Origin of the sequence: Rhizobium sp. TH2 (assembly GCF_024707525.1) — a bacterium.
GTDB lineage: Bacteria > Pseudomonadota > Alphaproteobacteria > Rhizobiales > Rhizobiaceae > Rhizobium_E.
Genome location: NZ_CP062231.1, coordinates 1,738,517 through 1,762,068, shown reverse-complemented (window position 1 = coordinate 1,762,068; position 23,552 = coordinate 1,738,517). Strand labels below are relative to the sequence as shown.

The 23,552-nt window shown below is 61.1% G+C and carries 23 protein-coding genes; 13 read left to right on the top strand and 10 right to left on the bottom strand.

Annotated elements, in window-relative coordinates; genetic code table 11:
- Window positions 1-8: 8 nt before the first annotated feature.
- On the bottom strand, window positions 9-1,379 hold the full coding sequence (locus tag IHQ71_RS08875; protein ID WP_258161599.1) for a PleD family two-component system response regulator: 1,371 nt from the start codon (window positions 1,377-1,379) through the stop codon (window positions 9-11).
- A 23-nt stretch (window positions 1,380-1,402) separates the two neighbouring features.
- Window positions 1,403-1,774 carry a response regulator gene (locus IHQ71_RS08870; protein ID WP_258161598.1) on the bottom strand — a complete coding sequence of 124 codons (372 nt, stop codon included), beginning with the start codon at window positions 1,772-1,774 and terminating at the stop codon, window positions 1,403-1,405.
- Between the two features lie 120 nt (window positions 1,775-1,894).
- Here IHQ71_RS08870 and IHQ71_RS08865 point away from each other — a divergent pair, with 120 nt between their 5' ends.
- The 4 genes from IHQ71_RS08865 to IHQ71_RS08850 all read left to right on the top strand — a co-directional run bounded on the left by IHQ71_RS08865 (window position 1,895) and on the right by IHQ71_RS08850 (window position 6,244).
- Window positions 1,895-2,206, top strand: a complete 312-nt coding sequence (locus IHQ71_RS08865; RefSeq protein ID WP_258161596.1) for a DUF3572 domain-containing protein — start codon at window positions 1,895-1,897, stop codon at window positions 2,204-2,206.
- Entirely contained in the window at window positions 2,197-2,853 is a 657-nt protein-coding gene (locus IHQ71_RS08860) for a hypothetical protein (protein WP_258161595.1), read from the top strand. Before IHQ71_RS08865 ends, IHQ71_RS08860 begins: the two co-directional genes overlap by 10 nt.
- Window positions 2,854-3,511: 658 nt before the next feature.
- Entirely contained in the window at window positions 3,512-4,804 is a 1,293-nt protein-coding gene (locus IHQ71_RS08855) for a DNA polymerase IV (protein ID WP_258161594.1), read from the top strand.
- 192 nt (window positions 4,805-4,996) lie between these two features.
- Window positions 4,997-6,244, top strand: a complete 1,248-nt coding sequence (locus IHQ71_RS08850; protein ID WP_258161592.1) for a L,D-transpeptidase family protein — start codon at window positions 4,997-4,999, stop codon at window positions 6,242-6,244.
- A gap of 89 nt (window positions 6,245-6,333) precedes the next feature.
- Here the strand turns inward: IHQ71_RS08850 and IHQ71_RS08845 are convergent, their stop codons facing one another.
- Both IHQ71_RS08845 and IHQ71_RS08840 read right to left on the bottom strand, forming a co-directional pair.
- Window positions 6,334-6,807 (bottom strand): DUF1772 domain-containing protein, encoded by a 474-nt coding sequence (locus tag IHQ71_RS08845; RefSeq protein WP_258161591.1) that lies wholly within the window; start codon window positions 6,805-6,807, stop codon window positions 6,334-6,336.
- Window positions 6,800-7,648 carry an NAD(P)H-binding protein gene (locus tag IHQ71_RS08840; protein WP_258161590.1) on the bottom strand — a complete coding sequence of 283 codons (849 nt, stop codon included), beginning with the start codon at window positions 7,646-7,648 and terminating at the stop codon, window positions 6,800-6,802. The genes IHQ71_RS08845 and IHQ71_RS08840 overlap by 8 nt, the downstream gene beginning before the upstream one ends.
- A gap of 73 nt (window positions 7,649-7,721) precedes the next feature.
- Here IHQ71_RS08840 and IHQ71_RS08835 point away from each other — a divergent pair, with 73 nt between their 5' ends.
- Window positions 7,722-8,396, top strand: a complete 675-nt coding sequence (locus IHQ71_RS08835) for a TetR/AcrR family transcriptional regulator (RefSeq protein ID WP_258161589.1) — start codon at window positions 7,722-7,724, stop codon at window positions 8,394-8,396.
- Here IHQ71_RS08835 and dnaE read toward each other — a convergent pair.
- Entirely contained in the window at window positions 8,393-11,878 is a 3,486-nt protein-coding gene (gene dnaE, locus IHQ71_RS08830; RefSeq protein WP_258161588.1) for a DNA polymerase III subunit alpha, read from the bottom strand. The two genes, IHQ71_RS08835 and dnaE, sit on opposite strands and share 4 nt — an antisense overlap.
- Before the next feature lie 331 nt (window positions 11,879-12,209).
- Window positions 12,210-12,902 (bottom strand): helix-turn-helix domain-containing protein, encoded by a 693-nt coding sequence (locus tag IHQ71_RS08825; protein ID WP_258161587.1) that lies wholly within the window; start codon window positions 12,900-12,902, stop codon window positions 12,210-12,212.
- Between the two features lie 227 nt (window positions 12,903-13,129).
- On the opposite strand from IHQ71_RS08825, the gene IHQ71_RS08820 reads away from it, so the two are divergent.
- Window positions 13,130-14,260: an acyl-CoA dehydrogenase family protein gene (locus IHQ71_RS08820; RefSeq protein ID WP_308737961.1), complete on the top strand. Its 1,131-nt coding sequence runs from the start codon at window positions 13,130-13,132 to the stop codon at window positions 14,258-14,260.
- Between the two features lie 197 nt (window positions 14,261-14,457).
- On the opposite strand, the gene IHQ71_RS08815 is transcribed toward IHQ71_RS08820, so the two are convergent.
- From IHQ71_RS08815 to IHQ71_RS08805, 3 genes are all read right to left on the bottom strand, one after another.
- Window positions 14,458-15,090 (bottom strand): sulfotransferase family protein, encoded by a 633-nt coding sequence (locus tag IHQ71_RS08815; RefSeq protein ID WP_258161585.1) that lies wholly within the window; start codon window positions 15,088-15,090, stop codon window positions 14,458-14,460.
- A gap of 151 nt (window positions 15,091-15,241) precedes the next feature.
- The gene (locus IHQ71_RS08810; RefSeq protein WP_258161584.1) at window positions 15,242-15,898 is read right to left on the bottom strand and encodes an outer membrane protein; all 657 of its coding nucleotides are present in this window, start codon (window positions 15,896-15,898) and stop codon (window positions 15,242-15,244) included.
- A 130-nt stretch (window positions 15,899-16,028) separates the two neighbouring features.
- On the bottom strand, window positions 16,029-16,952 hold the full coding sequence (locus tag IHQ71_RS08805; RefSeq protein WP_258161583.1) for a hypothetical protein: 924 nt from the start codon (window positions 16,950-16,952) through the stop codon (window positions 16,029-16,031).
- A gap of 278 nt (window positions 16,953-17,230) precedes the next feature.
- Here IHQ71_RS08805 and pgsA point away from each other — a divergent pair, with 278 nt between their 5' ends.
- Genes pgsA through IHQ71_RS08790 form a run of 3 tightly spaced genes read left to right on the top strand, consistent with a single transcriptional unit; the run spans window position 17,231 to window position 18,553 of the window.
- Window positions 17,231-17,824 (top strand): CDP-diacylglycerol--glycerol-3-phosphate 3-phosphatidyltransferase, encoded by a 594-nt coding sequence (gene pgsA, locus IHQ71_RS08800; protein ID WP_258161581.1) that lies wholly within the window; start codon window positions 17,231-17,233, stop codon window positions 17,822-17,824.
- Complete coding sequence (gene moaD / locus IHQ71_RS08795) at window positions 17,821-18,078, top strand: molybdopterin converting factor subunit 1 (RefSeq protein ID WP_258161579.1); 258 nt, start codon at window positions 17,821-17,823, stop codon at window positions 18,076-18,078. Before pgsA ends, moaD begins: the two co-directional genes overlap by 4 nt.
- A gap of 1 nt (window position 18,079) precedes the next feature.
- Window positions 18,080-18,553, top strand: coding sequence for a molybdenum cofactor biosynthesis protein MoaE (locus IHQ71_RS08790; protein ID WP_258161577.1), 474 nt, complete (start codon window positions 18,080-18,082; stop codon window positions 18,551-18,553).
- Here IHQ71_RS08790 and IHQ71_RS08785 read toward each other — a convergent pair.
- Entirely contained in the window at window positions 18,550-19,461 is a 912-nt protein-coding gene (locus tag IHQ71_RS08785; protein ID WP_258162784.1) for a branched-chain amino acid ABC transporter permease, read from the bottom strand. The two genes, IHQ71_RS08790 and IHQ71_RS08785, sit on opposite strands and share 4 nt — an antisense overlap.
- 49 nt (window positions 19,462-19,510) lie before the next feature.
- On the opposite strand from IHQ71_RS08785, the gene IHQ71_RS08780 reads away from it, so the two are divergent.
- The 4 genes from IHQ71_RS08780 (at window position 19,511) to IHQ71_RS08765 (ending at window position 23,512) form a co-directional block, all read left to right on the top strand.
- Window positions 19,511-20,074 carry a CGNR zinc finger domain-containing protein gene (locus IHQ71_RS08780; RefSeq protein WP_258161576.1) on the top strand — a complete coding sequence of 188 codons (564 nt, stop codon included), beginning with the start codon at window positions 19,511-19,513 and terminating at the stop codon, window positions 20,072-20,074.
- Entirely contained in the window at window positions 20,071-20,565 is a 495-nt protein-coding gene (locus tag IHQ71_RS08775) for a hypothetical protein (protein WP_258161575.1), read from the top strand. The genes IHQ71_RS08780 and IHQ71_RS08775 overlap by 4 nt, the downstream gene beginning before the upstream one ends.
- A 101-nt stretch (window positions 20,566-20,666) precedes the next feature.
- Window positions 20,667-22,085, top strand: a complete 1,419-nt coding sequence (locus IHQ71_RS08770) for a hypothetical protein (protein ID WP_258161573.1) — start codon at window positions 20,667-20,669, stop codon at window positions 22,083-22,085.
- Window positions 22,082-23,512, top strand: a complete 1,431-nt coding sequence (locus IHQ71_RS08765) for a hypothetical protein (protein WP_258161572.1) — start codon at window positions 22,082-22,084, stop codon at window positions 23,510-23,512. The genes IHQ71_RS08770 and IHQ71_RS08765 overlap by 4 nt, the downstream gene beginning before the upstream one ends.
- Window positions 23,513-23,552: the final 40 nt, after the last annotated feature.

The window sequence follows — 23,552 nt, the reverse complement described above, 5'->3', positions numbered from 1 at the left end:
CGCGGATTCTAAGCAGCCGCCGCCACAACCCGATTGCGGCCGCCATGCTTGGCTTCGTAGAGCGCACGATCGGCCTGCTTGAGCAATTGTTCCGCTGATTCGGCGCCACCGATAGTCGAGGAAAAACCCAGCGATGCTGTAATGGTGAGCGCCGTGCCGTTCTGCCGGAGCTGGAAGGGTTGTGATTCCACGACATGCCGCAGGCGTTCGGCGATTGCCGCAGCCGTTTCCGGCAATGTGTCGGGCATGATGACCACGAATTCCTCGCCGCCGAAGCGGCAGGCGAGATCGGCGCCGCGCACGGTGGAACGGATGCGGGCGGCGAATTCCTTCAACACCTCGTCGCCGGCATCGTGACCGTAGGTGTCGTTGACTGATTTGAAGCGATCGATATCGGTGATGCAGATCGAGAGCGGACGGCCGCGCGCGATCGCGCGATCGAAAAGCAGCTTCAGGTGCTTGTCGAGATAGCGGCGGTTGTTCAGGCCGGTCAGCCCGTCTGTCACTGCAAGTTCGATCGTCTGCTGCACGCTGTCGCGCAGGCGATCGTTATAGCGCTTGCGCTTGAGCTGGGTCAGGCAGCGCACCAGCAGTTCGTTGGGGTCGACAGGACGGAGGATGTAATCGTTGACGCCGAGTTCCAGCGCCCGCACCACCATGCTCTCGCCGCCCTGATCGACCACCAGCAGGACCGGGATGAAACGGGAGCGCTCGAGCGATCGTAGCTGCGAGCAGAGCCGCAGCGCATCGTAGTCGTCGAAGTTGGAATTGACGATGATGAGGTCGAAATGACCCTCGGCAGCCTCGAAGATCGCGGCCTGCGGATCGTTCATCGCGGTGATGTCGGCAATCGGCCTCAGAGCGCGTGCGATGCGCTCTTGCGAATTGGCACGGCCATCGACGAGCAGGATGCTGGCGACTTCCTCTGCCTGTACGGCGCGGGCAAGGTGATCTTCCAGCCCGATCGAACGGGCGGTCTCGGCACGCAGCTTGAGTTCATCCGACAGCATCTTGAGCCGCACGAGGCTTTTCACGCGCGCCATGAGCTGCATGTCGTTGACCGGCTTGGTGAGGAAATCGTCGGCCCCTGCCCTGAGCCCACGCACGCGGTCGGCGGGCTGGTCGAGCGCGGTGACCATCACGACCGGGATATGCGCGGTCTTCGGATTGGACTTCAGCTTCTCGCAGACCTCGAAACCATCCATGCCGGGCATCATGATATCGAGCAGGATCACATCGACGGAGACCTTGCTGCAGATATCGAGGCATTCATAGCCGTTCTCGGCGGTGAGAACGTCGAAATACTCGGCCAAAAGCCTTGCTTCCAGAAGCTTCACATTGGCTGGAATATCGTCAACGACTAGAATACGCGCGGTCATACAAACATCCGTGATTTCTAGGATCAGGCGTCGCCAAGATACGTCTTGATGGTCTGCAGGAACTTCGGAACCGAGATGGGTTTGGAAACATAGGCCTCGCAGCCGCCCTGGCGGATGCGCTCCTCGTCGCCCTTCATGGCAAAGGCCGTCACCGCGATGACCGGGATGACATGCAGGTCGTCATCCTCCTTCAGCCATTTGGTGACTTCCAGGCCCGAAACTTCGGGCAGCTGAATATCCATGAGGATGAGATCGGGACGATGCTTGCGTGCCAGATCGAGCGCTTCCATCCCGTTCCGGGTCTGGATCGTCCTGTAACCGGACGCCTCGATCAGGTCACGGAAGAGCTTCATGTTGAGCTCATTGTCTTCGACAATCATAACCTGTTTTGGCATGGCGCCGTTCTCTAATCCTGATTTTACAAGCTGTTTCCGAACTCTATATAGGTATTGTCATTCGGATTCTTAAATGTTCCAAGCACCACCTTACGGTCATTAGGTTTATAAAGAAGAAATATGCGCGACAAAATCCCGATGAGGGGCCTGACGCCGAGCGGCGAAGAGGCCGAGGAACTGGCCATCAAGGTTCTTGGCTGGCTGACCCAGGACCCTGACATGATGAGCCGCTTCCTGGCGCTTTCCGGCATCGAGGCCGGATCGATCCGGCAGGCGGCGCAGGAGCCGGGCTTCTTCGCCGGCCTGACCGACTTCCTGATGAACCACGAGCCGACCCTGATGACTTTCTGCGAGCAGAACGCTGTGAAGGCGGAATTCGTTGCCGCCTGCCACCACAAGCTCAACGGTCCGGGAGACGACGCGTGGATGTGAGCGGCGATATCATCAAGGCGATCGCCGGGTCTTCACGGCCACTTGTGGTCTGCGACGTGGACGAGGTGGTGCTGGAATTCCTCGATCCGTTCGACCGATATCTGAATTCCGTCGAGCACCGGCTGCATCCGGACAGTTTTAGGCTACATGGCAATATCAGGAGCATATCGGGCGGCATCGCGGCCAGTGACGACCGGGTCGCGGAGATGCAGGAGGCGTTCTTTGCCAGCCAGGACAAGTGGCAGAGCCCTGCCCCCGGCGTCGTCGATGTGCTGAATCGTCTCGCCAGGGACGCCGACATCGTCTTCCTGACCGCCATGCCGCCACGGCATCAGGATGTCAGGCGCACTGTGCTGGATATGCATGGGCTGACCTATCCTATGATCGCGACCGAGGAGCCGAAGGGGCCGGTCGTGGCGAGCCTGATCGGCGGGCGTGATGTCCCTGCCGTGTTCATCGATGATATCCTGCGCAACCATGGTTCGGTGCGTGACAGTGCGCCCGATTGCCTGCTGATCCATTTGATGGTCAACGCGGTGTTCCGCAAAATGCTACCGAAGGCGGAAGAGCATATCGTCGTGGCCGAGGACTGGGCGGATGCGGAGCGGGTGATAAGGCGGCATTTGGGAATTGCCGCTGACTACTGACAATTCCTGGGCAGTGGGTCAGTTTGAAATTTGCGCTTACTCAGCTTTCGAGGTCGCGAGCGAAATAACAAACCCCAAATAAGTACCGAACAAGGTGGCCAACGTTTCACCAGCGAAAACGCGGTCGATGCCCAGCAGCAAGAGTATCGGACCAAGTACGACAAGGCTTACCATTTGAATCGTTCGCGGGCCAATTCCTTTCCGGAAAACAAGAACGAAAGAACCTATTATACTGCCAGCAATTATCGCTAGGATCGCGAGTGTTCCCCAGGACGTACTTTGCATTTCTCCCCCCAAGTTTCATGATCTCGCCCGGTGGATGGCAGACAGAGCGCTCACACTATGGAACACCTCAAGGTAGAAGGCAAATGATAACGCGCGCAGTGCTACTTAGCAGTCTGCACCGATTCAGACGGCGCGTAAACAGCATGGAGGAGTGATGGTACAAGCTGGACGCTAGGCGCTGAGAGCCGTCGTGCAAAATCATACCTTTGCAGGCGGTACCGGGAAGCCGTCGATGAAAAGCGTGCAGATTGCGGCCGGGCAATCAGCTGTGGACAATCCTGCCATCGCCAGTCATGAGCGCTTCCTGAATCGAGCTTGAGCCCCATCCCGCGGCATCGTATTATCGACCATTCAACCTCTGTTCCGGCGTCGCATGAGCATTCCAGACCATAATCCCGGCTTCTGCCGCGACTGCCTGGCGCCGGTTTCCGGCGCTGGACGGCGGTGCCGTGCGTGCGGATCGCCACGGCTGATGGTGCATCCGGAACTCGACCGGCTGACGATCGCGCACGTGGATTGCGATGCCTTCTACGCCTCGGTCGAGAAGCGCGACAATCCCGAGCTTGCCGACAAGCCGGTGATCATCGGCGGGGGAAAGCGCGGCGTGGTGTCGACCGCCTGCTATGTCGCGCGCATTCATGGCGTTCGGAGCGCCATGCCGATGTTCAAGGCGCTGGAAGCCTGTCCGCAGGCGGTCGTCATCAAGCCCGACATGGAGAAATATGCCCGCGTCGGCCGCGAAGTCCGCAGGATGATGCAGGATCTCACGCCGCTGGTGCAGCCGCTGTCGATCGACGAGGCCTTTCTCGATCTCGCGGGCACCGAGCGCCTGCACCACGATCCGCCAGCGCGGACGCTGGCGAAATTCGCCCGGCGCGTCGAACAGGAGATCGGCATCACGGTTTCGGTCGGGCTTTCCTACTGCAAGTTCCTCGCCAAGGTGGCGTCTGATATGAACAAGCCGCGCGGCTTCTCGGTGATCGGCGAGGAAGAAGCCTACGCTTTCCTGAAAGAGTGGCCGGTGACGCTGATCTGGGGCGTCGGCAAGGCCTTTGCCGCGACGCTCGCCAGTGACGGGATCACCATGATCGGGCAATTGCAGGAGATGGACGAGGCGACGCTGATGCGCCGCTACGGGGTGATGGGCAAGCGGCTGTTCAATCTCTCGCGCGGGCAGGACGACCGCAAGGTGCATCTCAACGACGAGGCCAAGACGGTTTCCGCCGAGACGACCTTCTTCGAAGATTATTCGCGGCCCGAGGACCTGGTACCGGTGCTGAGGGCGCTCGCCGAACAGGTGTCGCGGCGGCTCAAGAAGGCGGCGATCGCCGGCCAGACGGTGGTGCTGAAACTCAAGACCCAGGATTTCAAGACCCGCACCCGCAATCGCAAGCTCGAAGCCCATACGCAGCTCGCCGACCGGATTTTCCGCGAGGGACAATCGCTGCTGGAGCGCGAGCTCGACGGCACCAAATACCGCCTGCTCGGCATCGGCGTCAGCGATCTCGCCGATTCCGCCACCGCCGACCCGCCCGACCTCATCGACCGCGACGCCGGCCGCCGCGCCAAGGCGGAAGCCGCGATGGATACCTTGCGCGACAAGTTCGGCAACAAGAGCATCGAGACGGGCTATACATTCGGCAAGGGCAAGCGCGGGCATGCATGAGGACCGATCGCCGTTTGCAGGCCGGCCTGCAAATGGTGATTGGTTCCAAGCGAACTCTCACGGCAGTTAGCAATCAATTAACCGTGATACCAGCCATAGCCCTGTTCCCACGGTAACTTACGGCGTTGCAAAGATTCCTTAAATGAAGGCTTCTAACCTTCTGGACAACCAGTATTGCGTGGGGACACACACATGCTTACCCGTCTTGCCTTTTCGCTCGCCTTGACCGCTTCGACCGTTTTCGGGACAGCGGTGCTTGCCGCCGACGATACCGCGCCGCTGCAGATTTTCGTGTCGAAGGACACGCAGACATTGGTCGTCTACGATGGCGACCAGGTCGTCACCTCGACGAACGTTTCGACCGGCAAGCGCGGCCACACCACGCCATCCGGCATCTTCTCGATCATCGAGAAGAAGAAGATGCACCATTCCAACCTTTACGACGACGCGCCGATGCCGTGGATGCAGCGCATCACCTGGTCGGGCGTGGCGCTGCATGAAGGCAAGCATGTGCCGGACTATCCGGCCTCGCATGGCTGCGTGCGCATGCCGCGCGAATTTGCCAAGATGCTGTTTCCGATGACCAAGCGCGGTTTCCACGTGATCATTTCCGATCGCGAACTGATGCCGCAACGGATCACGACCGCCGACCTCTTCATGCCGCGTTTCGCGCAGCCGGAAGCCGAGCTTTTGAGCGACGCCGAACTTCGCCCCACGGTGACCGGCGACACTGAGGTCGAGGTGGCATCGAACGACAACCTGCCGAAGAACGGCGCGCTCGCCGTGGCCGCGATGCCGAAGGCCGAGCCGCCGCTCAAGATCCTGATCACCCGGGTCAGCGAACGCCAGAAATTCGCCGACGCGCAGGCCCTGCTCACGCGGCTCGGCTACTACGACGGCCCGCATGACGGCAGCATCGGCAAGAAGACCCGCGATGCCGTGAAGGCCTATCAGGAACTGCACGGCCAGAAGCCGACCGGCGTCATGGACCAGGCCTTCTTGCTGTCGATCCACAAGGTGATGAACAGGAAGCCACTCACGGGCTGGCTGTCGGTCCGCCGCAACTTCAAGCCGATCTTCGACGCAGCCGTCGATCTCGACCAGCCGGAAGTCGCACTCGGCACGCATTTCTACACCTCGATCCGCGTCAACCCGGCGCAGAATTCGGCCGAATGGTATGCAACGACGCTCGACAACTATATCGGCGACAAGGCTGCCAAGCGACTTGGCATCACCGTTCCGGCCGACGCGCTGGCGCCGGATGCCGCCGAGACGGCCTTCAAGCGGGTCACGGTTCCCAACGAGCTACGCGCCAAGATCGAGACCATGCTCGGCAACGGCTCTTCGCTGACGATCACCGATATCGGCACCGAAAGCGAAACCGGTCAGGGCACAGATTTCATCACGATCACGAAAGCTGCACCGAAGACGGAAGGCTGAGCCTCCGATATTCATTATCGCATTCAATGCAACGGCCGCATTTCGCGGCCGTTGCCAATTGCGCCACGCCTTCTGACCACGACCCCACATCACAGCGCCAGCAGGAACAGGAGCATCGATAGCGCGGAGGCTATCGTCCTGACATGGTTCCATGTCGTCCAGTCCGCGAGATAGCCGGCCCACCATGAGGCCTCCGCACTCTGAGGATTGGCGGCGGCGAGCGCGGCGTTGAGCGGCACATTGCCGGCCATGGTCACCCCAAGCACGCCGACGATGTAGACGACGGCGCCCGCGACAAGCAGTAGCCCACGCGGCTGGGGCCAGGCGAGATAGACGCCGACGGCGAGCGCAGCACCCAGCAGGCCCGTGCCGAACAGGATCAGCATGAACAACGGATTGATCACCGTGATGTTGATCGATTGCATGGCCGCGATCCCCTGATTGGCTGGAAGCCGGGCGAGTGCGGCCATCACGAAGGACGAGAAGGCGAAGAAGACGCCGGCGACGATGCCACTGCCGAGTACACTTGTGATCGTGAGTGCGTGGATCATTCGATCAGACATTGTTGCCTCCCCAGATGCCGGTTGCCGCCGTCCGCGCAACATATTCGTCGAAGCTGCCGGCCGGGCGGCCGAGGGCCCGTTGCACAGCGTCGGTGACTGGCGTGTTGCGGCCATCCAGAACGTTGGCAAACAGATACATGATCAGCTCGACATATTCGCGCGGCACTTCCATCCGCACCAGTTCGTCGCGATAGGCCTCCGGCCGAACTGTCGTGAAGGATATTTCCCGGCCGGTCGCCCGGGCGATCCTGCCAACCGCATCCTCGAAGGTCAGCGCCTCCGGACCCGTGATGTCGTAAAGCACGCGGGAATGATCCGACGTCATGATGGCGGCGACGGCCATGTCGGCGAGATCGTCGGCATCGACGAACGGCTCGGCCGCAAGCCCCGTGGGCAGAAAGACCTCGCCCTGCCGAATGGGCTCGAGGAAGAAGCTCTCGCTGAAGTTCTGGGCAAACCAGCTGGCGCGCAGAATGGTCCAATCCGCGTTCGTGGCCTGCAGCACGCGCTCGGCGTCCTCGGCCTCCACCTCTCCCCGACCCGAAAGCAGAATGAATTTAGCAGTGCCGCTCGCAATCGCCGTGTCGTAAAACTTGCTGACTGTCTCAAGCGCGCCGGGCACTGCGATATCCGGCTGGAAGGTGACGTAGACCGTCGAGACACCATCGAGTGCGGGCTTCCACGTGGTGTGATTTTCCCAATCGAAAGGGATTGGCGCCTTGCGCGAGCCGATGCGGATGGGCGCATCCAGGTTCCGGAGCCGCTCCACAATGCGGCGGCCAGTCTTGCCATTGGCGCCCAAAACCAGAATGTTCCCAACAGAATTGCCAACCATTGTCATTTCAATCTCCATCTGTTAATGTGAGTAATCCTCACATATATAAAAGCGATAAATCCTCACTTTTGGAAAGTCAATGGCACAGATCGAGAAAAATGAAGTGGTCGACGCGAATCTTAAGGTCACTGCCCGCCAGGCATCCGTTGCCCGCAAGCAGCCGACCCAGCAACGCGCTCGCGAGCGCCTGGATAAGATCATGTCCGCAGCGTCGGAACTGATTGCCAGAACCGGGAGCGACCGGCTGAAGATGGGAGAACTCGCCGAACATGTAGGAATATCAATCGGTTCGCTCTATCAATATTTTCCTGACAAGGCCGCGATCATCCGCAGCCTGGCTGAGCACTATGGCCTCGAAAGCCGGGCATGTATCAGCAGCGCGCTCGACACGGTGCATGATGTAGAGAGCCTCAAATCGGCCTATCTTGGCCTCGTCGACCAGTACTACGAGTTGTTCCTGTCCGAACCTGTGATGCGCGACGTCTGGTCCGGCATGCAGGCGGATAAACAGTTGATGGCCATCGAACTCGCCGAAAGTCGCCTTTGTGCCGCGATGCTGGCGGACGCGATGAAGCGGGCATTCGGCGATATCGACAGGGCCGAAGTCGAGGCCTCGGCATTGCTGATCTGGCAGCTCGGAGAAAGCACGATGCGGCTGGCGATCTCGCTCGATCGGGCCGAGGGCGATGCCATGGTCGAAGCGTTCAAGCGGATGACGATGCGGGAGTTACTGGCGATGCAGGCCGGAAGCTAGACAAGCTCCACGTCCACGACCCCGGGGCTAGCCCTCAGCGCCGCGGCAATCTCCGGCGAGATACGGTATTTCTCGGGCAGTTCGACCTCGATCTCCTTGCGACCGTCCTCCTTGATCAGGATGAAGGAGACGAGTCCCTCGCCGCGCGTGCCGAGATGGGTGGTGACGCTGCGGAGCGGTCCGGCATCGCGCAGGAACACGCGCATCGCCTTCTGCATCTGCACCGATTTTTCCTCGAGCGATTGCAGGGAGTTGATCCTGAGGCTGATGCCCTCCGGCCGCTCTTCGGCCTCGACGCCGATCACGAAGCTTTTGCCCGTCTCCAGCACGTCGCGGTACTGTGCCAAGGCTTCCGAGAACATCACGGCCTCGAACTGCCCGGAGGAATCCGAGAAGGTAACGATGCCCATCTTGTTGCCGGTGCGCGTCTTGCGCTCCTGTTTCGAGGTGACGGTGCCTGCGAGCCGGCCGGGCGCCTTGCCCTGTTTGACGGCGTTGGAGAAGTTGGCGAAGGTCTGGACCCGCATCTTCTCCAGGAGACTGCCATAGGTATCGAGCGGATGGGCGGTGAGGTAGAAGCCCAGGACCTGGAATTCCTTGAGCAGCTTTTCCGACGGCAGCCATGGCGCGACAGGCTGGAAGATGATCTTTTCCGGGCCGGAACTCATAGAGCCGAAAATATCGCCCTGCCCGCTGACCTTGTCGGACACTGCCCGCTGGGCAAAGGCCATCAGGCGATCGATGCCACCGGACAGAAGCGCGCGATCGACGCCAAAGCAATCGAAGGCGCCGGCGAAAATCAGGCTTTCCCAGACGCGGCGATTGACGAATTTCGGATCGGTGCGCAGGCAGAAATCCTCGAGGCTGGCGAAAGGCGTGGTCCCGCGCGCTTCGACGATGTGCTCGACCACCGCCTCGCCGACGCCCTTGATTGCCGCGAGCGAGAAATAGATGCAGTTCTCGCCGACCTCGAAGGGTCGGAATGAGGTCTGCACCGAGGGCGCCACGACCTTGATGCCGAGGCGCAGCGCATCCTGGCGGAAGTCGTTGACCTTCTCGGCATTGCCCATGTCGAGCGTCATCGAGGCGGCGAGGAATTCGACCGGATGATGCGCCTTCATATAGGCGGTCTGGAACGACACCACGGCATAGGCGGCGGCGTGGGATTTATTGAAACCGTAATTGGCGAATTTTGCCAGGAGATCAAAGATATTGTCGGCCTGCGGCTTCGACACCTTGTTGGCCATCGCGCCCTGGACGAAGCGCGAGCGCTGTTGGTCCATCTCCGCTTTGATCTTCTTGCCCATGGCGCGGCGCAGCATGTCGGCTTCGCCGAGCGAATAGCCAGAGAGCACCTGGGCGATCTGCATCACCTGTTCCTGATAGACGATGACGCCCTGGGTTTCCTTGAGCAGGTGGTCGATCATCGGGTGGATGGATTCGATCTCTTCATCGCCGTGCTTGCGGGCGTTGTAGACCGGGATGTTTTCCATCGGGCCGGGGCGGTAGAGCGCCACAAGCGCGATGATGTCCTCGATGCAGTCGGGCTTCATGCCGAGCAGCGCCTTGCGCATACCCGCACTTTCAACCTGGAAGATGCCGACCGTCTCGCCGCGCGACATCATTTCGTAGCTCTTGGGATCGTCGAGCGGCAGCGCCGCGAGGTCTATGTGGATGCCCTTTCGGGCGATCAGGTCGACGGCGGTCTTCAGCACGGTCAGCGTCTTGAGGCCGAGGAAGTCGAACTTCACCAGGCCGGCCTGCTCGACCCATTTCATGTTGAACTGGGTGACCGGCATGTCCGAGCGCGGATCGCGATAGAGCGGCACGAGCTCGGCGAGCGGCCTGTCTCCGATGACGATGCCGGCGGCATGCGTCGAGGCGTGGCGGTAGAGGCCCTCGATCTTCTGGGCGATATCGAGCAGGCGGGCGATGACCGGCTCGCGCTCGGCCTCTTCCTTCAGGCGCGGCTCTTCCTCGATGGCCTTGGAGAGCGGCGTCGGGTTGGCCGGGTTGTTCGGCACCAGTTTGCAGATGCGGTCAACCTGGCCGTAAGGCATTTCGAGCACGCGGCCGACGTCGCGCAGCGCGGCGCGGGCCTGCAGCGAACCGAAGGTGATGATCTGGGCCACCTGCTCGCGGCCGTATTTGGCCTGGACATAGCGGATCACTTCTTCGCGCCGGTCCTGGCAGAAGTCGATGTCGAAGTCGGGCATCGAGACGCGTTCGGGATTGAGGAAGCGTTCGAAGAGCAGCGAGAAGCGGAGCGGGTCGATGTCGGTGACGGTGAGAGCATAGGCGACCAGCGAGCCCGCGCCCGAACCACGGCCCGGCCCGACCGGAATGTCATGCGCCTTGGCCCATTTTATGAAATCCGCGACGATCAGGAAGTAGCCGGGGAACTTCATGCCCTCGATGACACCGAGTTCGAATTCCAGCCGGTCGCGATAATCCGTCTCGGTATAGCCAGGTGCCAGGCCGATGGTCTTGAGCCGCATTTCCAGCCCTTCCCAGGACTGGCGCTTCAGTTCTTCCGACTCTGGATCCGTACCCTCAACGGCGGCCTCGCTGGTGAAGCGCGGCAGGATCGGCGCCACGGTCTTGAGGATGAAGGAGCAGCGGCGGGCGATCTCCACCGTGTTGTCGATCGCTTCCGGCAGGTCGGCGAAGAGCTTCGCCATCTCGGCGCGCGACTTGAAATAGTGGTCGGGCGTCAGGCGGAAACGGTTGTCGTCGGAGACCATCGCATTGTGGGCCACCGCCATCAGCGCGTCATGGGCCTCGAAATAATCCAGCGTCGGGAAGAACGGCTCGTTGGTCGCGACGATTGGCAGTTCGAAACGGTAGGCGAGATTTATCATCGCCGCTTCATGCGCGTGGTCGTAATTTCCATGCCGTTGCAGTTCGACATAGAGCCTATCACCGAAGAGCGACGCGAGCGCCCTAAGCCGCGCCTCGGCGACATCGTGCTGACCCTCGACGAGGGCCGAATCCACCGGTCCGCCGCGTGCTCCGGTCAGCGCAATCACGCCGGGAACGGAATCCCCGAGCCAGGACCGCTTGATGTGGATGGTGCCCGGCCCCTCGCCCTGCATGTAGGCGCGACTGACGAGGCCGGACAGTGTGTGATAGCCCTCTGATGTGGCGGCGATCATCACGATTGCCGGCAGCTTGCGCAGTTGCTGCTGGCGGCCGTTCCTGTCGTCGCCGGACTCGTCTTCCATGTCGATCGAGAGCTGGCAGCCGATCAGCGGCTGGAGCCCATCGCCCGAGGCGGTCTTGGAAAATTCGAGCGCGGCAAAGAGATTGTTGGTGTCGGTCAGCCCGATGGCGGGCTGATTGTCGTCGAGCGCCTTGGCGATGATCTTCTTGACGGGCAGTGCGCCCTCGAGCAGCGAATAGGCCGAATGGACCCTCAGATGGACGAATTGCGGGCTCTCGCTAAGCGCCTGTTCCGTCCCCGAATGAGAATCACCTGCCATGCCATGCCACCGTTTCGCGATGGCGGATTCTAGCGACGGGCGGTCGCCTGCGCGAGTCCTGTTTAAGAGACCCTGTCCTTACCCACTAGAAAGTGATCATCAACACAGCGCAGCTGGTTACAAACATGACGATTGAGGTGAACGCTGCCATGTCGCGAAGAAAATCGGTCATTTACGCCTCCTGTTCGTTTATGTTTCTTATTTGTTCCATTTTTGTTCATGAGTCAATGGGGCAAATGCTGGGTGGTTAAGAAAGTGTTGAGAGCGACGAGGGACCGCCCGCTATTCACAGGGGCGGGAGAACTTTGGCCTGGCTGACGTTGGACTGAGGTTACTGCGCCATTCGCTGCACGGTCGCGAAACCGCTCAGGCCAAGCCATTGCTGCATGCTTTTGGCGATCGCAGGATCGCCCTCGATATCAAGTTGGCCTGCATCGGCCTCGCGCCGGATGGTGGTGAGGCCCATCCAGATGGCGGTCATCGACCGCAGCGATCCACGCACCAGCAAGTCGAGATCGTATCCGGGGTCAAAATTGCAGAGATCAGCACTTCCGTTCTCGACCACAAGCCACCAACTCTTCTGCGAGGCAATGAGTTCGGGATACAGAAACTGAATCGTGCAGCGGCGGGACGGCAGATGCCCGGCATCGAGGTTGCGGCGCATGTCCCACATCAGCAGCGAAGGATCGAGATTCTTCAGCGACAGCCTGGATTCCATCCATCGCTGTGCCCAGTTTCCAAGGCCGATGATGAGCGGACGAAGCTCTTCGCCGGCCGGCGTCAGCCCATACTCCACAGCGCCTCCCGGTTTGCGCAATGTCGTGACCACGCCCGACTGTTCGAGTTCCTTGAGACGCTTGGAAAGCAGTGCCGGGGACATTTTGGGGACGCCGCGGCGAAGTTCGTTGAAGCGCGTCGAACCGCAGAGCAATTCGCGCACCACAAGCGTCGTCCAGCGCGAACACAGAATCTCCGACGCCATCGAAACCGGACAGAACTGTCCATACCCACCGCGCTCTTGCATTGGAGACCTCTCAAGGTCGACGAAAAACCCATGATAGTCGAGATTTCCACCAGAACCAACACGTGTCGCCATTCTCAGAAACATGGTCGAGCGACCCGTCTCACCGAGCAGTACAGTTCCTGAACTGGAAGCTGGTCGGAAGTGCAGGCAAGGTCGATGGCATAGTTTCACAATTGGAGGATATCGACATGCAAGCCGCAGCGGAATTTGCACTTTCCCCGAATACGATGGACACCCCCAAGCGCAGCGTTGCCGAGATTGCGGCATCGCTGGCATCGGCGATCGCGGATGGCGCCGCGACAACAGATGAAAGCGATAGCTTCGTCAGCGAGAACTACGCCCTGCTCAAGGAATCAGGCCTGGTCGAGGCAGCCGTGCCCGTCGAGCTTGGCGGTGGTGGCGCGGAAGTCGCCGAGTTGGCGGACATGCTCCGCATCCTCGCACACGCCTGCGGTTCCACCGCGCTCGCTTTCTCGATGCACACACATCAGGTGGCGATCCCCGCCTGGCGCTGGAGGCACCAGAAAGTCGCCGCCGTCGAACCGCTACTCAAGCGCGTCGCCGCCGAACGCCTGATCCTGCTCTCCAGCGGCGGCTCGGATTGGATAGGCGGTTCCGGGAAAGCCGAAAAGGTCGATGGCGGCTACCGCATCAACGCCCGCAAGGTGTTCACATCGGGCGCCGAAGCCGGGGCGATCCTGATGACCGGTGCCGTTCATGAGGCGGCGGATGGCACGCGGTCCGTCATCCATTTCGGCGCGCCGATGAAATCACCCGAGGTGAGGATCGAAAACACCTGGCGGACACTCGGCATGCGCGGCACGGGGTCCAACGATGTGGTGTTCGAGAACCTCTTCATCCCTGACGCCAACGTGGCGCTGTCGCGAAAGGCCGGCGAATGGCATCCACTGTTCCAGGTCATCGCGACCGTCGCCTTTCCCCTGATCTACGCGGTCTATCTCGGCATCGCCGAAAGCGCCCGCGACATCGCCATCGATCTTGCCAGGAAGAAGCCCGCCAGCGATCACGCCACCAGCCTCGCCGGGCGGATGGATACCTCGCTCCGCGCCGCACAACTCGCACACCGCTGGATGCTCGATATCGTCGCCCGCAATGCGCCGTCTGCGGAGAGCGTGAATGAAGTGATGATCGGTCGCTCCCTCGTCGCCCGCCATGCGATCGAGGCGACGGAGTTTGCGATGGAACTCGCCGGCGGGGCCGGGTTCTATCGGGCCAACGGACTGGAGCGGCGCTTCCGCGATGTGCAAGGTGCACGCTTTCATCCGCTTCAATCGGGACCTCAGGCGCGATATGCCGGTGCGATGGCTCTCGGCCAGCCGGTGGCGGAGATCTTCTGATCGCCTGCCGGCTAACCGGTTCATTTGCTGAAAAAGCTGCGCCGTCTCTGGCTCAAGGGCTCAGAGGCGGTGCTTGACGCGTCCCTAGAACTGTCAAAAAGTGTTGAGAGCGGCCGAAGCCTGCCCGCTATTCACAGGGTTTCGAGGTGCCGGGCTGTAATTGGCGAGTTGCCACGGCGTTAGGAACGGCCCTCGGATCAGGCCGGCACGCCGCCGAGACCGACCCAAAATTCCGCCAGACCGTTGCGGCGGGGGAACGGACCATCCGGGATATCGACGCTGAGGAAAGTGCAAAGTGGTGCCCAACCCTCGGAGACGTCGAAGACGAGCAGCCGGTCCGCTGGAATGGCTGCGCGGACATCCGCCGTGCGGCGATGAAAGGCGGCCAGCGCCTTGTCCCTGTCGCCAAACTGTTCGGCAAAGGTCTGCTTGCCGATGATCTCGTAAGCCGCATTCAGCATGTCACGGACATGTGGCGGGACATCCAGCCCTTCGTGGATCGAAAGGAGCTTGCCGATCGTGCTGGAGAAGCTGTTCCACCATGCGTCGTCGGGGCGGACGCTGTGCACGACCTTGGCGTCGGGAAATGCGACGGACAGCTCGCGCCAGACATGCGCGCCTGGCCAATCTACCTGAGCCCGATAATTGGCAAAGACGTCGTGCCAATCGACGGGCTCGCCACTAGCGACTGATTGCCAGTATGGAACCTGAGGAGGATTTTCGAAGACCTCCTCCATATGGTGGCATGTTGCAAAACCGAGTGTTTCCAGCGCTTCCTTGAGTGAGCGCGTACCCGTTCTGCCGAAGCCCGAGCCAATGACTGAAAGCATCACCTGTCCCCTCCGAACAGTGCAGTTCCTGCCAGTGTTGATTTGGGCACAGAGTGATGTCGCTGGCAAGAGAGCGAGTTGATTTCCGGCGATGTGGAGCAAGTATTTTGGTTTCGACCCCTCAAAAACCGGCTTGAGTCGATAAAATCCGTTAGAAGCTGATCTTCAGCCCCACCTGCACCACCGGATACACCCTGAACGGCGCAATCCGGTTTCTCGCACGCTCCGCCTGGTCGCGAATCTGGTCGCGGGTGAAGCCGAGTTCGGTGGCGCGGGAATTGTAGCTGAGCGAAGGCGTGCCGGCATAGAGCGCGCCGAGGTCGAAATTCAACGACACCCGCTCGTTGATCGGCACGGAATATCCGGCGCCGATATAGGGCTGGATGACATTCTGGCGGACGGTGAAGTCGGTCAGGGGGTCGTCGATGGTGACAGTGGAGCCGCCCATCTTCGCTTCCATGTTCTTGACCTTGCCCTCGATCTTGTTGGCCGAGAGGCGCACGCCGCCCGATAGGTAGAAATCGCCGGCGAAGGGGAAATAATCCACGGTGACGCCGCCATTGAGCAGGGTCAGCGTCGAAGGCAGGTCCGACTTGCGGTCATGGTAGACATAGGATGTGGCAAATCCGTTGATGCCGGCGCGGACCTGCCAGTTGTCGTTCCAGCGGTAACCGGCCTCGATACCGGCGCCAAGCGTCGAGACGTTGGGCATCATGAAAAACCGGTCATAAGCCAGATCTTCGCCGGCGAGCGATGGCCCCGCCGCAAACGAAGCGAGCAATCCGAATGCCAGTGCCGGCAGTTTCATCGACCTTCTCCAGCCGCGCCCCTTGCGGCAACCGGCCGGAATTTCCGGACCTGATTCGAATCTAGCCATAACCTGTTGAGAGAGTTCTAATTCCGGCCGCGTCCGGCCACGAAATTTCATCGATGATTGTTCACCGGCAGGAGACGGCATCCGACCGGCTTGCGGGATAAGCTATCTCGCCCAAAGCTGGGATATCGAAGCTAGATGGGTCGGCGTCAGCACCGCTTGCATGCCTAGCGTGGGCATCCGCTGCCGCGTCATGCAGGCGGCCGATCCAGCGGCAAAACTGGCGCAGGTGGTAGAGGTTGATCGAGAGCATGGAAATCGCGCCCTTCTCCTCCCATGCCATGGTTCCCGCCTCGACCGAGAGGCGCACCAGCCGGTAGAGCGTGCTGCGCGACAGGCCGAAATACCGGCTCATGCGCGGAATATTCAGGTCCCGCGCCGGAACCCAGGCCTCGCCGGTGGCTTCGACCGGCAGGTGGCGCAGAATGTCGCTCATGACCAGCCAGCCGCCGCGCATATCCTGGGTCAGGCTCACATCGATGGGCGGCTTCATCCATTTGCCGTCGGCGAGCAGGCTTGCGGCGATGTCGAGATACATGCGGCGCAGGCACTCTTCGCCAAGCGAGCCGGTATCCTCGCCGGTAGCGGACTCAACGACCAGCCGCGTCCAGTCCAGCATCACGGCCTCTGCGCCTTCGGAAAGCGAGATCAGACGGATGCGCCTGTCGCCGCGGCATTCCTTCTTGGTGAGATAGCCATAGGCGACCAGTTGGTTGAAGAAGGCGAGCGAGGTGTTGCGGCTGGCGACGCCGAGTTCGGAGGCACGGTCGCAGATCCAATTGGCTGCAGCGCCGTGCATGCTGCCGGCGTTTTCGGGATGGCCGCAGGTGTCGGCGATCAGGTGCAGCAGCAGCCACTTCTGGTGCGTATCCACGAAGCGCAGGAACCGGCGGTGCCTGCCATGGAATTCCACGCTCATTTCGGCATGTTGCCTGATTTGCGGCAACAGGTTTTCGTGGCCGCTGATATCGGCGCGATTCATCAACATTGTCGTCTAACCCTTTGTGGTGTCGAAGGTTTTTCAGGCCCTCTCGTTGAGCCTAAAATGCCTGCGACCCGGGGCACACGATGTTACGCCGGGAACAATCCCCGAATTTTTTTCATTTTCTTCCGAATAAATTTGAATGGCGGTCCGTAGCTGCCTATTTTCCGACACAGCGGGGGACGAAAGCATTGACATCCAAGGGATTTAGCGGGCGCACCGGCTTGACCTTTTGGCGGCAAAGCCTTCTTCTTGGTGCATCCCACGAGTCTGAAGCGGTGATCATGGCGAAACGCGCATTGAATATTCCGAATATGCTGACCTATGGCCGCATCCTGGCCGTTCCGCTCATCGTCCTGTGCTTCTTCGTCGAGGGCCGGCTGCAAAGTACGGATTTCGCCCGGTGGACCGCGCTCGGCCTTTTCGCGGTCGCCTCGATCACCGATTATCTCGACGGCTATCTCGCACGAATCTGGAACCAGACTTCGAATATCGGCAAGATGCTCGACCCGATCGCCGACAAGCTGCTGATCTCCGTCTGCCTGCTGCTGCTCGCCGCCGACACCGAGCGCACCATCGCCGGCTGGTCGCTCTGGGCCGCCATCATCATCCTGAGCCGCGAAATCCTGGTGGCGGGATTGCGCGAATATCTCGCCGACCTCAAGGTCTCGGTGCCGGTCACCCGCATCGCCAAGTGGAAGACGACGGCCCAGATGTTGGCGATCGGTTTTCTGCTCGCCGGGCCTGCGGGCGAGAAAGTTCTGCCTTACACGATCGAGATCGGCATCACTCTGCTCTGGGTCGCAGCACTTCTGACCGTCTATACCGGCTACGACTATTTCCGCGCCGGTATCAAGCACGTGGTGGATGACGAATGAGGGCGTCGCTCGTCTATTTCGCCTGGGTGCGCGAACGGATCGGCAAGGGCCACGAGGAAATCGACCTGCCGCCCGATGTGATCACGGTCGGCGACCTGCTCAACCATCTCAAGACGCTCGGCGAGGAATACGAGATCGCGCTCGAGCACGACCGGGTGATCCGCGTGGCGCTCGACCAGGAACATGCCCACCATACCGACAAGATTGCCGGCGTGCGCGAGATCGGCATCTTCCCGCCGATGACGGGTGGCTGAGATGGCGACGGTCGAGCCCGTCATCCGGGTGCAGGCCGAGGATTTCGACCTGGCCCGGGAAAGCGCCCTGCTCTCCTCGGGCCGGCGCGATATCGGCGCGGTTGTCAGCTTCACCGGATTGTGCCGCGACGAGGGCGGCAGGCTCGCCGCTCTCGAACTCGAACATTATCCAGGGATGGCCGAACGCGAAATCCGCCGCATCTGCGAGATCGCCATCGACCGCTGGCCGGTGACTGGGCTGACCGCGATCCACCGCTTCGGCAAGATCGCGCCGGGCGACAATATCGTGCTCGTGCTGGCAGCCTCCGCCCACCGGCAGGCAGCCTTCGACGCCGCCAATTTCGTGATGGACTACCTCAAGACCTCGGCGCCCTTCTGGAAGAAGGAGCATTTTGTCGATGGGTCCGAAGGCGACTGGGTGAGTGCCAGGGACACGGATACCAGCGCGTTCGAGCGGTGGCGCGACAAGGACTAAACCCGCCGCTCCTGCCTCGCCACGACGGCGAGGATTACCAAGCCCGAGAACATCGCGAGATCGCGCCAGACATAGGGCATGTAAGCGCCCCACATCGTCTCGGCGAGACCGTAGAGCGCGGCGCCAAGCGCGCATTTTGCCGGTGACGACTGATCGCCGATGGCGGCGATCATCACCACCTTGAGCCCGAACATCAGGCCGGCGCCGAAATCCATCGAGCCGTAATAAGAAGTCGCCATCACGCCAGCGACGGCCGAAATCGCCGCCGTGATCAGTGCCGCCGCGACGAGCACCCTGCCCGCATCGACGCCTAGCAGGGTGGCGGCAAAGGCGTCGTCCGACACCGCACGCCAGTTGCGGCCCTGTTTGCTATAGGCGAGCACGGCGGCGCCGAGCAGCACGATTGCCGTCATCGAGACGACATTGATGACCTGGATGGCCGTGAGCACCACGGGAAAGCCGGGGTGAGCCCAGAAGGTGATGCGCGTGTTTAGGAAGGGCGACAGCCAGAGATCCTTGGCGCTTGCTGCGATCCGCACCAGTTCCATCAACACTATCATGATGGCGAGCGAGGCGGTGATGACCGAATTGGGCGATATGCGCGCCAGCGGCCGGATCACCTTGTCACCGACAATGGCCGCAGCAAGCAGCGTATAGGTGATCGCTGCCGTGGCGCCGATCGCGAGCGCCGCAGGATAGATCAGCCACAGCCGGTCATAGCCGAAAGCGGTGAAATAGACGAAGACCTGGCCTGCGAAGGCGAATAGCGCGCCGGGCGTGAAATCCGCACGTTTGGTCAGCGCGAAGCTCAGCGAATAGCCGAAGGCCAGCATGGCATAGAGCGCCGCGACCGGTGCGGCATTGAGACTCTGCTGGAGGAAATAGGCGAGTTGGGTGTCGCTGAGCATGACGAAATTATAACTGGCAAAATAGTTTTTGCCAGTTATAATTCGTGCCATGACGTTTCGATGGACACCACATCGCTTTACGGGTGGCGCGCTGGCGCTCGATGTCGCCAACAGCGTGATCCTGCGCTTCGACGAGAAGCGCCGCACGGACCGTTTCGCGGTGCCGGAACAGTTCGGCGCCTTTGCAGAAGCCGCGAGCGAGCTGTCGGCCGAGCGGACGGATTTCCCTGAGCTCGCGCCGGTCGCGGATGGGCGGCAGGCCGATTTCATCGGGCTCAGGGAAGCGATCGACGCGCATTTCCGTCACCGTACCCTTCATGGCGCGGATGACCACCGGCTGGTCGCTGGGTTGCTCGGGCGGCTTTCAGCGACCTTTGCAGCCCATACAAGTAATCCCGATCCCTGCCCCGTCGATCTCGCCACCGCGCGTTCGGCGCTGAAGCTGATCGCCTCGCCGGAAACGGAACGGCTAAAGATCTGCCCCAATTGCGAATGGCTGTTCATCGACCGCAGCAAGAACCAGAGCCGCACGTGGTGCGACATGTCGGTCTGCGGCAACCGTGCCAAGGCGCGGCTTCACTACGAAAAGAGACGCAAGGAGGCGTCGCCATGAACAGGCTGGTCATCATCCCCATTCTGCTGGCCGGACTGCTGCTCTCAGCATGCCAGCGGGAGCCGGAGGACTATATCACCATCAAGGGCAAGGTCTTCATCTTCAACATCAGGGTGGCGCGCGCTTTCTACATGCTCACGCTCAACCGGCTGCCGACGACGCCCGACGACGCCGTGGTGGTGGCCGAGTTCGAGGACCCTTCGGGCGGTCCGCCGCTGATCAAGAAGCAGAAGGTGTTCCCCAAGATGACGCGGATCGATCTCCAGAGCCCGGATGTCAATTGCGTGGTCACCGGCAAGGCCTACAAGATCAAGATCACGCTCAAGAGCGCCGATGGCGAGGAACTGCAAACCATCGACACGACACTGAATTCGACGCTCGACGAAACCATGCTGCCGGAAAAGGCACTCGTGCTCGGCGCCAAGTATGACCGGAACCCGGAGGCCTTCAATCCTGATGGCTCGATCAAGTTCCGCAAGAAATGTGGCTAGAGGCATTGCTGGGCTTGAAATAATTCCTTGGCCTTATACGTTCGCCATAGAGAAGCCTTAGTGAATCCGGAGGCTTCGCGCTCTTGCAGAGGCGAACATCCTTGATTTCGAGACGTGCATTTCTTCTGGGATCGACCCTGCCGCTTGTCATGGGGTTGCGGCCCGGTTTCGCGCAGGAGGCTTGCGCGTCACAGGATCACATTGTGCTGCTCGCGGACTACGTGATCGCCAACCGCTCCAAGCTCCCGAAACTGCAGAACCGCCGGCATGGCACGGTCTCGGCCTATCTCAAGATCATGTATCAGCAGCTTGGGGCCGAACAGATCGCGGCGCTCGTCGAACCGCTTGCCAATGCCAAGGTCGATCGCGCCCGCGAACTGTTTCTGGCATGGCGGATCAGCACCGATGGGCTTGAGGCTACGCTGACGAGCGCTACGCCGGAGGCCCAAGAAGACGTCCTGACATTAGGCGAAGGCTTTTCGCCTCTTCGGGCCGCGACCCGGTCTGGCGAGATTGCATTTTTCTTCGACAAGCTCGCAGCGATACCCGAGGAGAACCGCCACGGGCTCGAAAAGAGCGCCGCCCTCTCAGTGATCGATGTCGATGACGAATCCAAGAAGGCACTCGGCGCCGAGGCGCTGACCCGGAGGCTCTATGTCTTGGCCGCCAGCCTTGCCGCAACACAGGATGACGCGAATGCCTGGCCGGTTTTCCTGGCGGCATTGCAGGACCTCAGGCGCGCCGAGGCGCTGACCACCATGCTTCACTGGCTGCCGGCATTGAAGGGCAAACCTGCGCTGCCTCGCCCGGCGCCCGCCAATGCGGAAGGGCAGATGGTGCGCTCGTTGCTTCACGAAACGATGATCGCCGCGGCACGGATACCCGAACGGGATTATCTCGTGACCTATCTCAACCAGACCGGCGATTTCGCCGGCGCCGGCCGGGCGGCAGCCGCGATCATCGACCTGACGCGCGAAGGCGCCGCGATCGACATGGAGACCGCCTGGCTGGTGATTTATGAATCGCTGGTCGAATCCTCCGGCAAGCGCGCCGAGATTGACGAGAAGCTCAAGAACATCGCTGTGAACAGCGTGCGCTTCGGGGGCGACAATGTGCGCGAAGTTCTCGACCATATGCTGGCGATCGAGGCTCTCAAGACACATGCCGCGAATGGCGGCGCGTCGCGGCCACCGGAACTCCAGGGAGCCTCGGCGGGTTTCGAGCCGCAATACAAGGCATGGCAGGAGGCAGCCGCGGTGATTGCGGCCGGCGGCGACCTGGCGGCGCTTCGGTCCAGCGGCCAGAAGCTGCTGATCGCCGCCAACCTGCTGTTCGCATCCGGACGTCATGAGGAACTGGCAAAGTTCCTGACCAGCACCGTGCCCAATTCGGACAGTATCCGGCTCGCCGAACTGTTCGCCGAAGCGCTCGACCGGCATTGCAGCGGCTACCTCGCCTTCCCCGCCGAAGCTGTGCTGATGCCCGGAGCGCCCATGTTCAGGTTCGAACCGCAGACATGATTTTGAAGTCCGGTTTTCTGGCACTCCTCGTCACATCGGCGTTCCTGCTTGCAACGCCCGCGATCGCCGGCGGCGAGCAATGCGCGCACGCCAAGGAGATCACCGATCTCGCGGGCTTCGTGCTCGATGATCTGGCGCATCCCCAGCCGACGCTTGGCAAAAGTTACGGTGTGGACGCCGCATATCTTACGCTGCATTACGGCAATATCTCGGAACCGGAAGCCGAAGGCTTACTCAAGGCTTTGATTGCGCAAAACGTCGTGGCTGGGCGAAGCTTCGTGCAAGCCTATCTCATCTCCCGGTACGGATACGATGAGGCTACGCAAAGATTGCAGTCGTTTCGGCAGACCGTGGGATACGGATCGCTCGATACCACGGTGATCCGGCAGTTGGCGAAGGCCAACCGGTTCGATGTCGCGATATCGGCACTCGTCAAGCAAACCACGCCTCCGGACGCCAATCGGCCGCTGGGCGACGCAATGGCGGTGATCGATTTCCCGGATGCCGACAAGCGGCGCTTTGCGCAGGCCGCCGAAGCGGCCGGGCTCTATGCGATGGCGGGCGGCATCTATGCCTCGATGGGCGACCGGAGTGATTGGCCGGGCTACATCAAGCGCAACTTCAAGAAGCCGGGATTTCCGCGCCTGCGCTACACATTCCTGGCGTTTTCGGCCTACCATCCCGAACTTCCGCCTATGCCTGATCCGCGCAATGGTCGCAACTCATTGATGATCCGGAAATATGTGAGAACGGACTATGCCGCCGGCTTCCGCCTGCCGCATGTATCGCTGCCGCTCGCCTATGGATCAAGGATCCATTTCGAACCTCTCTTTTCCGCCAAGGCCAGCGACAAGCTGATCAAGCTCATCGATCAAGGCGCAATCAAGCCGACCGACAACATGGACGAGAGCTGGCTCGTCGCCTTTCGCGAGATAGCGGCCCGCATCGGCGACCCGCGCGGAACAATGGAAAAGATGGAGCGCATCGGCTTCGACGGCAGGCGGCACCTGAGGACGAACGCCGGTGAGATCCTGAACTGGATGCTGGCCGTGGAAGCGATCGCGCCATGGCTGAATAATCCGGGCGATGAATTTCCGGATATTCCCGACGAGGCCGGCGAAAGCCTTCGCGTGAACTGGCAAACGTGGCGGACTGTCGGCACCGCCATCGAGGCGGGCGACCTGCAGAGTCTTGATCGACGGGATGAGAAGGCGTCCGCGATAGCCACTGAACTGCTGTTCGCGAAAGGCGATTATCAGGCGCTGACCGAACTGGTCGCATCCGTTCCTTCGCCCTGGCTCAAGCTGCGCCTTGCGGAAGACTTCTCCACGCGTCTCGACAGGCTGTGCGACAGCCGGCTCTATTTTCCGGGAGAAGGCGTGATGGGGCCTGCCGCCCTGCTCTACGATTTCGACGTGGCAAAATAGAAAAACCGGGATGCAGCGCATCCCGGTTTCCTGAATAATA

Coding starts and splice junctions, on each gene's coding strand:
- IHQ71_RS08850 (WP_258161592.1), top strand. CDS start 4,997: ATGCTTACCCGTCTTGCCTTTTCGCTCGCCTTGACCGCTTCGACCGTT.
- IHQ71_RS08805 (WP_258161583.1), bottom strand. CDS start 16,952: ATGTTGATGAATCGCGCCGATATCAGCGGCCACGAAAACCTGTTGCCG.
- IHQ71_RS08825 (WP_258161587.1), bottom strand. CDS start 12,902: ATGCAAGAGCGCGGTGGGTATGGACAGTTCTGTCCGGTTTCGATGGCG.
- pgsA (WP_258161581.1), top strand. CDS start 17,231: ATGGCGAAACGCGCATTGAATATTCCGAATATGCTGACCTATGGCCGC.
- IHQ71_RS08870 (WP_258161598.1), bottom strand. CDS start 1,774: ATGCCAAAACAGGTTATGATTGTCGAAGACAATGAGCTCAACATGAAG.
- IHQ71_RS08875 (WP_258161599.1), bottom strand. CDS start 1,379: ATGACCGCGCGTATTCTAGTCGTTGACGATATTCCAGCCAATGTGAAG.
- IHQ71_RS08815 (WP_258161585.1), bottom strand. CDS start 15,090: ATGCTTTCAGTCATTGGCTCGGGCTTCGGCAGAACGGGTACGCGCTCA.
- IHQ71_RS08785 (WP_258162784.1), bottom strand. CDS start 19,461: ATGCTCAGCGACACCCAACTCGCCTATTTCCTCCAGCAGAGTCTCAAT.
- moaD (WP_258161579.1), top strand. CDS start 17,821: ATGAGGGCGTCGCTCGTCTATTTCGCCTGGGTGCGCGAACGGATCGGC.
- IHQ71_RS08790 (WP_258161577.1), top strand. CDS start 18,080: ATGGCGACGGTCGAGCCCGTCATCCGGGTGCAGGCCGAGGATTTCGAC.
- IHQ71_RS08835 (WP_258161589.1), top strand. CDS start 7,722: ATGGCACAGATCGAGAAAAATGAAGTGGTCGACGCGAATCTTAAGGTC.
- IHQ71_RS08840 (WP_258161590.1), bottom strand. CDS start 7,648: ATGACAATGGTTGGCAATTCTGTTGGGAACATTCTGGTTTTGGGCGCC.
- IHQ71_RS08865 (WP_258161596.1), top strand. CDS start 1,895: ATGCGCGACAAAATCCCGATGAGGGGCCTGACGCCGAGCGGCGAAGAG.
- IHQ71_RS08780 (WP_258161576.1), top strand. CDS start 19,511: ATGACGTTTCGATGGACACCACATCGCTTTACGGGTGGCGCGCTGGCG.
- IHQ71_RS08765 (WP_258161572.1), top strand. CDS start 22,082: ATGATTTTGAAGTCCGGTTTTCTGGCACTCCTCGTCACATCGGCGTTC.
- IHQ71_RS08820 (WP_308737961.1), top strand. CDS start 13,130: ATGGACACCCCCAAGCGCAGCGTTGCCGAGATTGCGGCATCGCTGGCA.
- IHQ71_RS08845 (WP_258161591.1), bottom strand. CDS start 6,807: ATGTCTGATCGAATGATCCACGCACTCACGATCACAAGTGTACTCGGC.
- IHQ71_RS08775 (WP_258161575.1), top strand. CDS start 20,071: ATGAACAGGCTGGTCATCATCCCCATTCTGCTGGCCGGACTGCTGCTC.
- dnaE (WP_258161588.1), bottom strand. CDS start 11,878: ATGGCAGGTGATTCTCATTCGGGGACGGAACAGGCGCTTAGCGAGAGC.
- IHQ71_RS08810 (WP_258161584.1), bottom strand. CDS start 15,898: ATGAAACTGCCGGCACTGGCATTCGGATTGCTCGCTTCGTTTGCGGCG.
- IHQ71_RS08855 (WP_258161594.1), top strand. CDS start 3,512: ATGAGCATTCCAGACCATAATCCCGGCTTCTGCCGCGACTGCCTGGCG.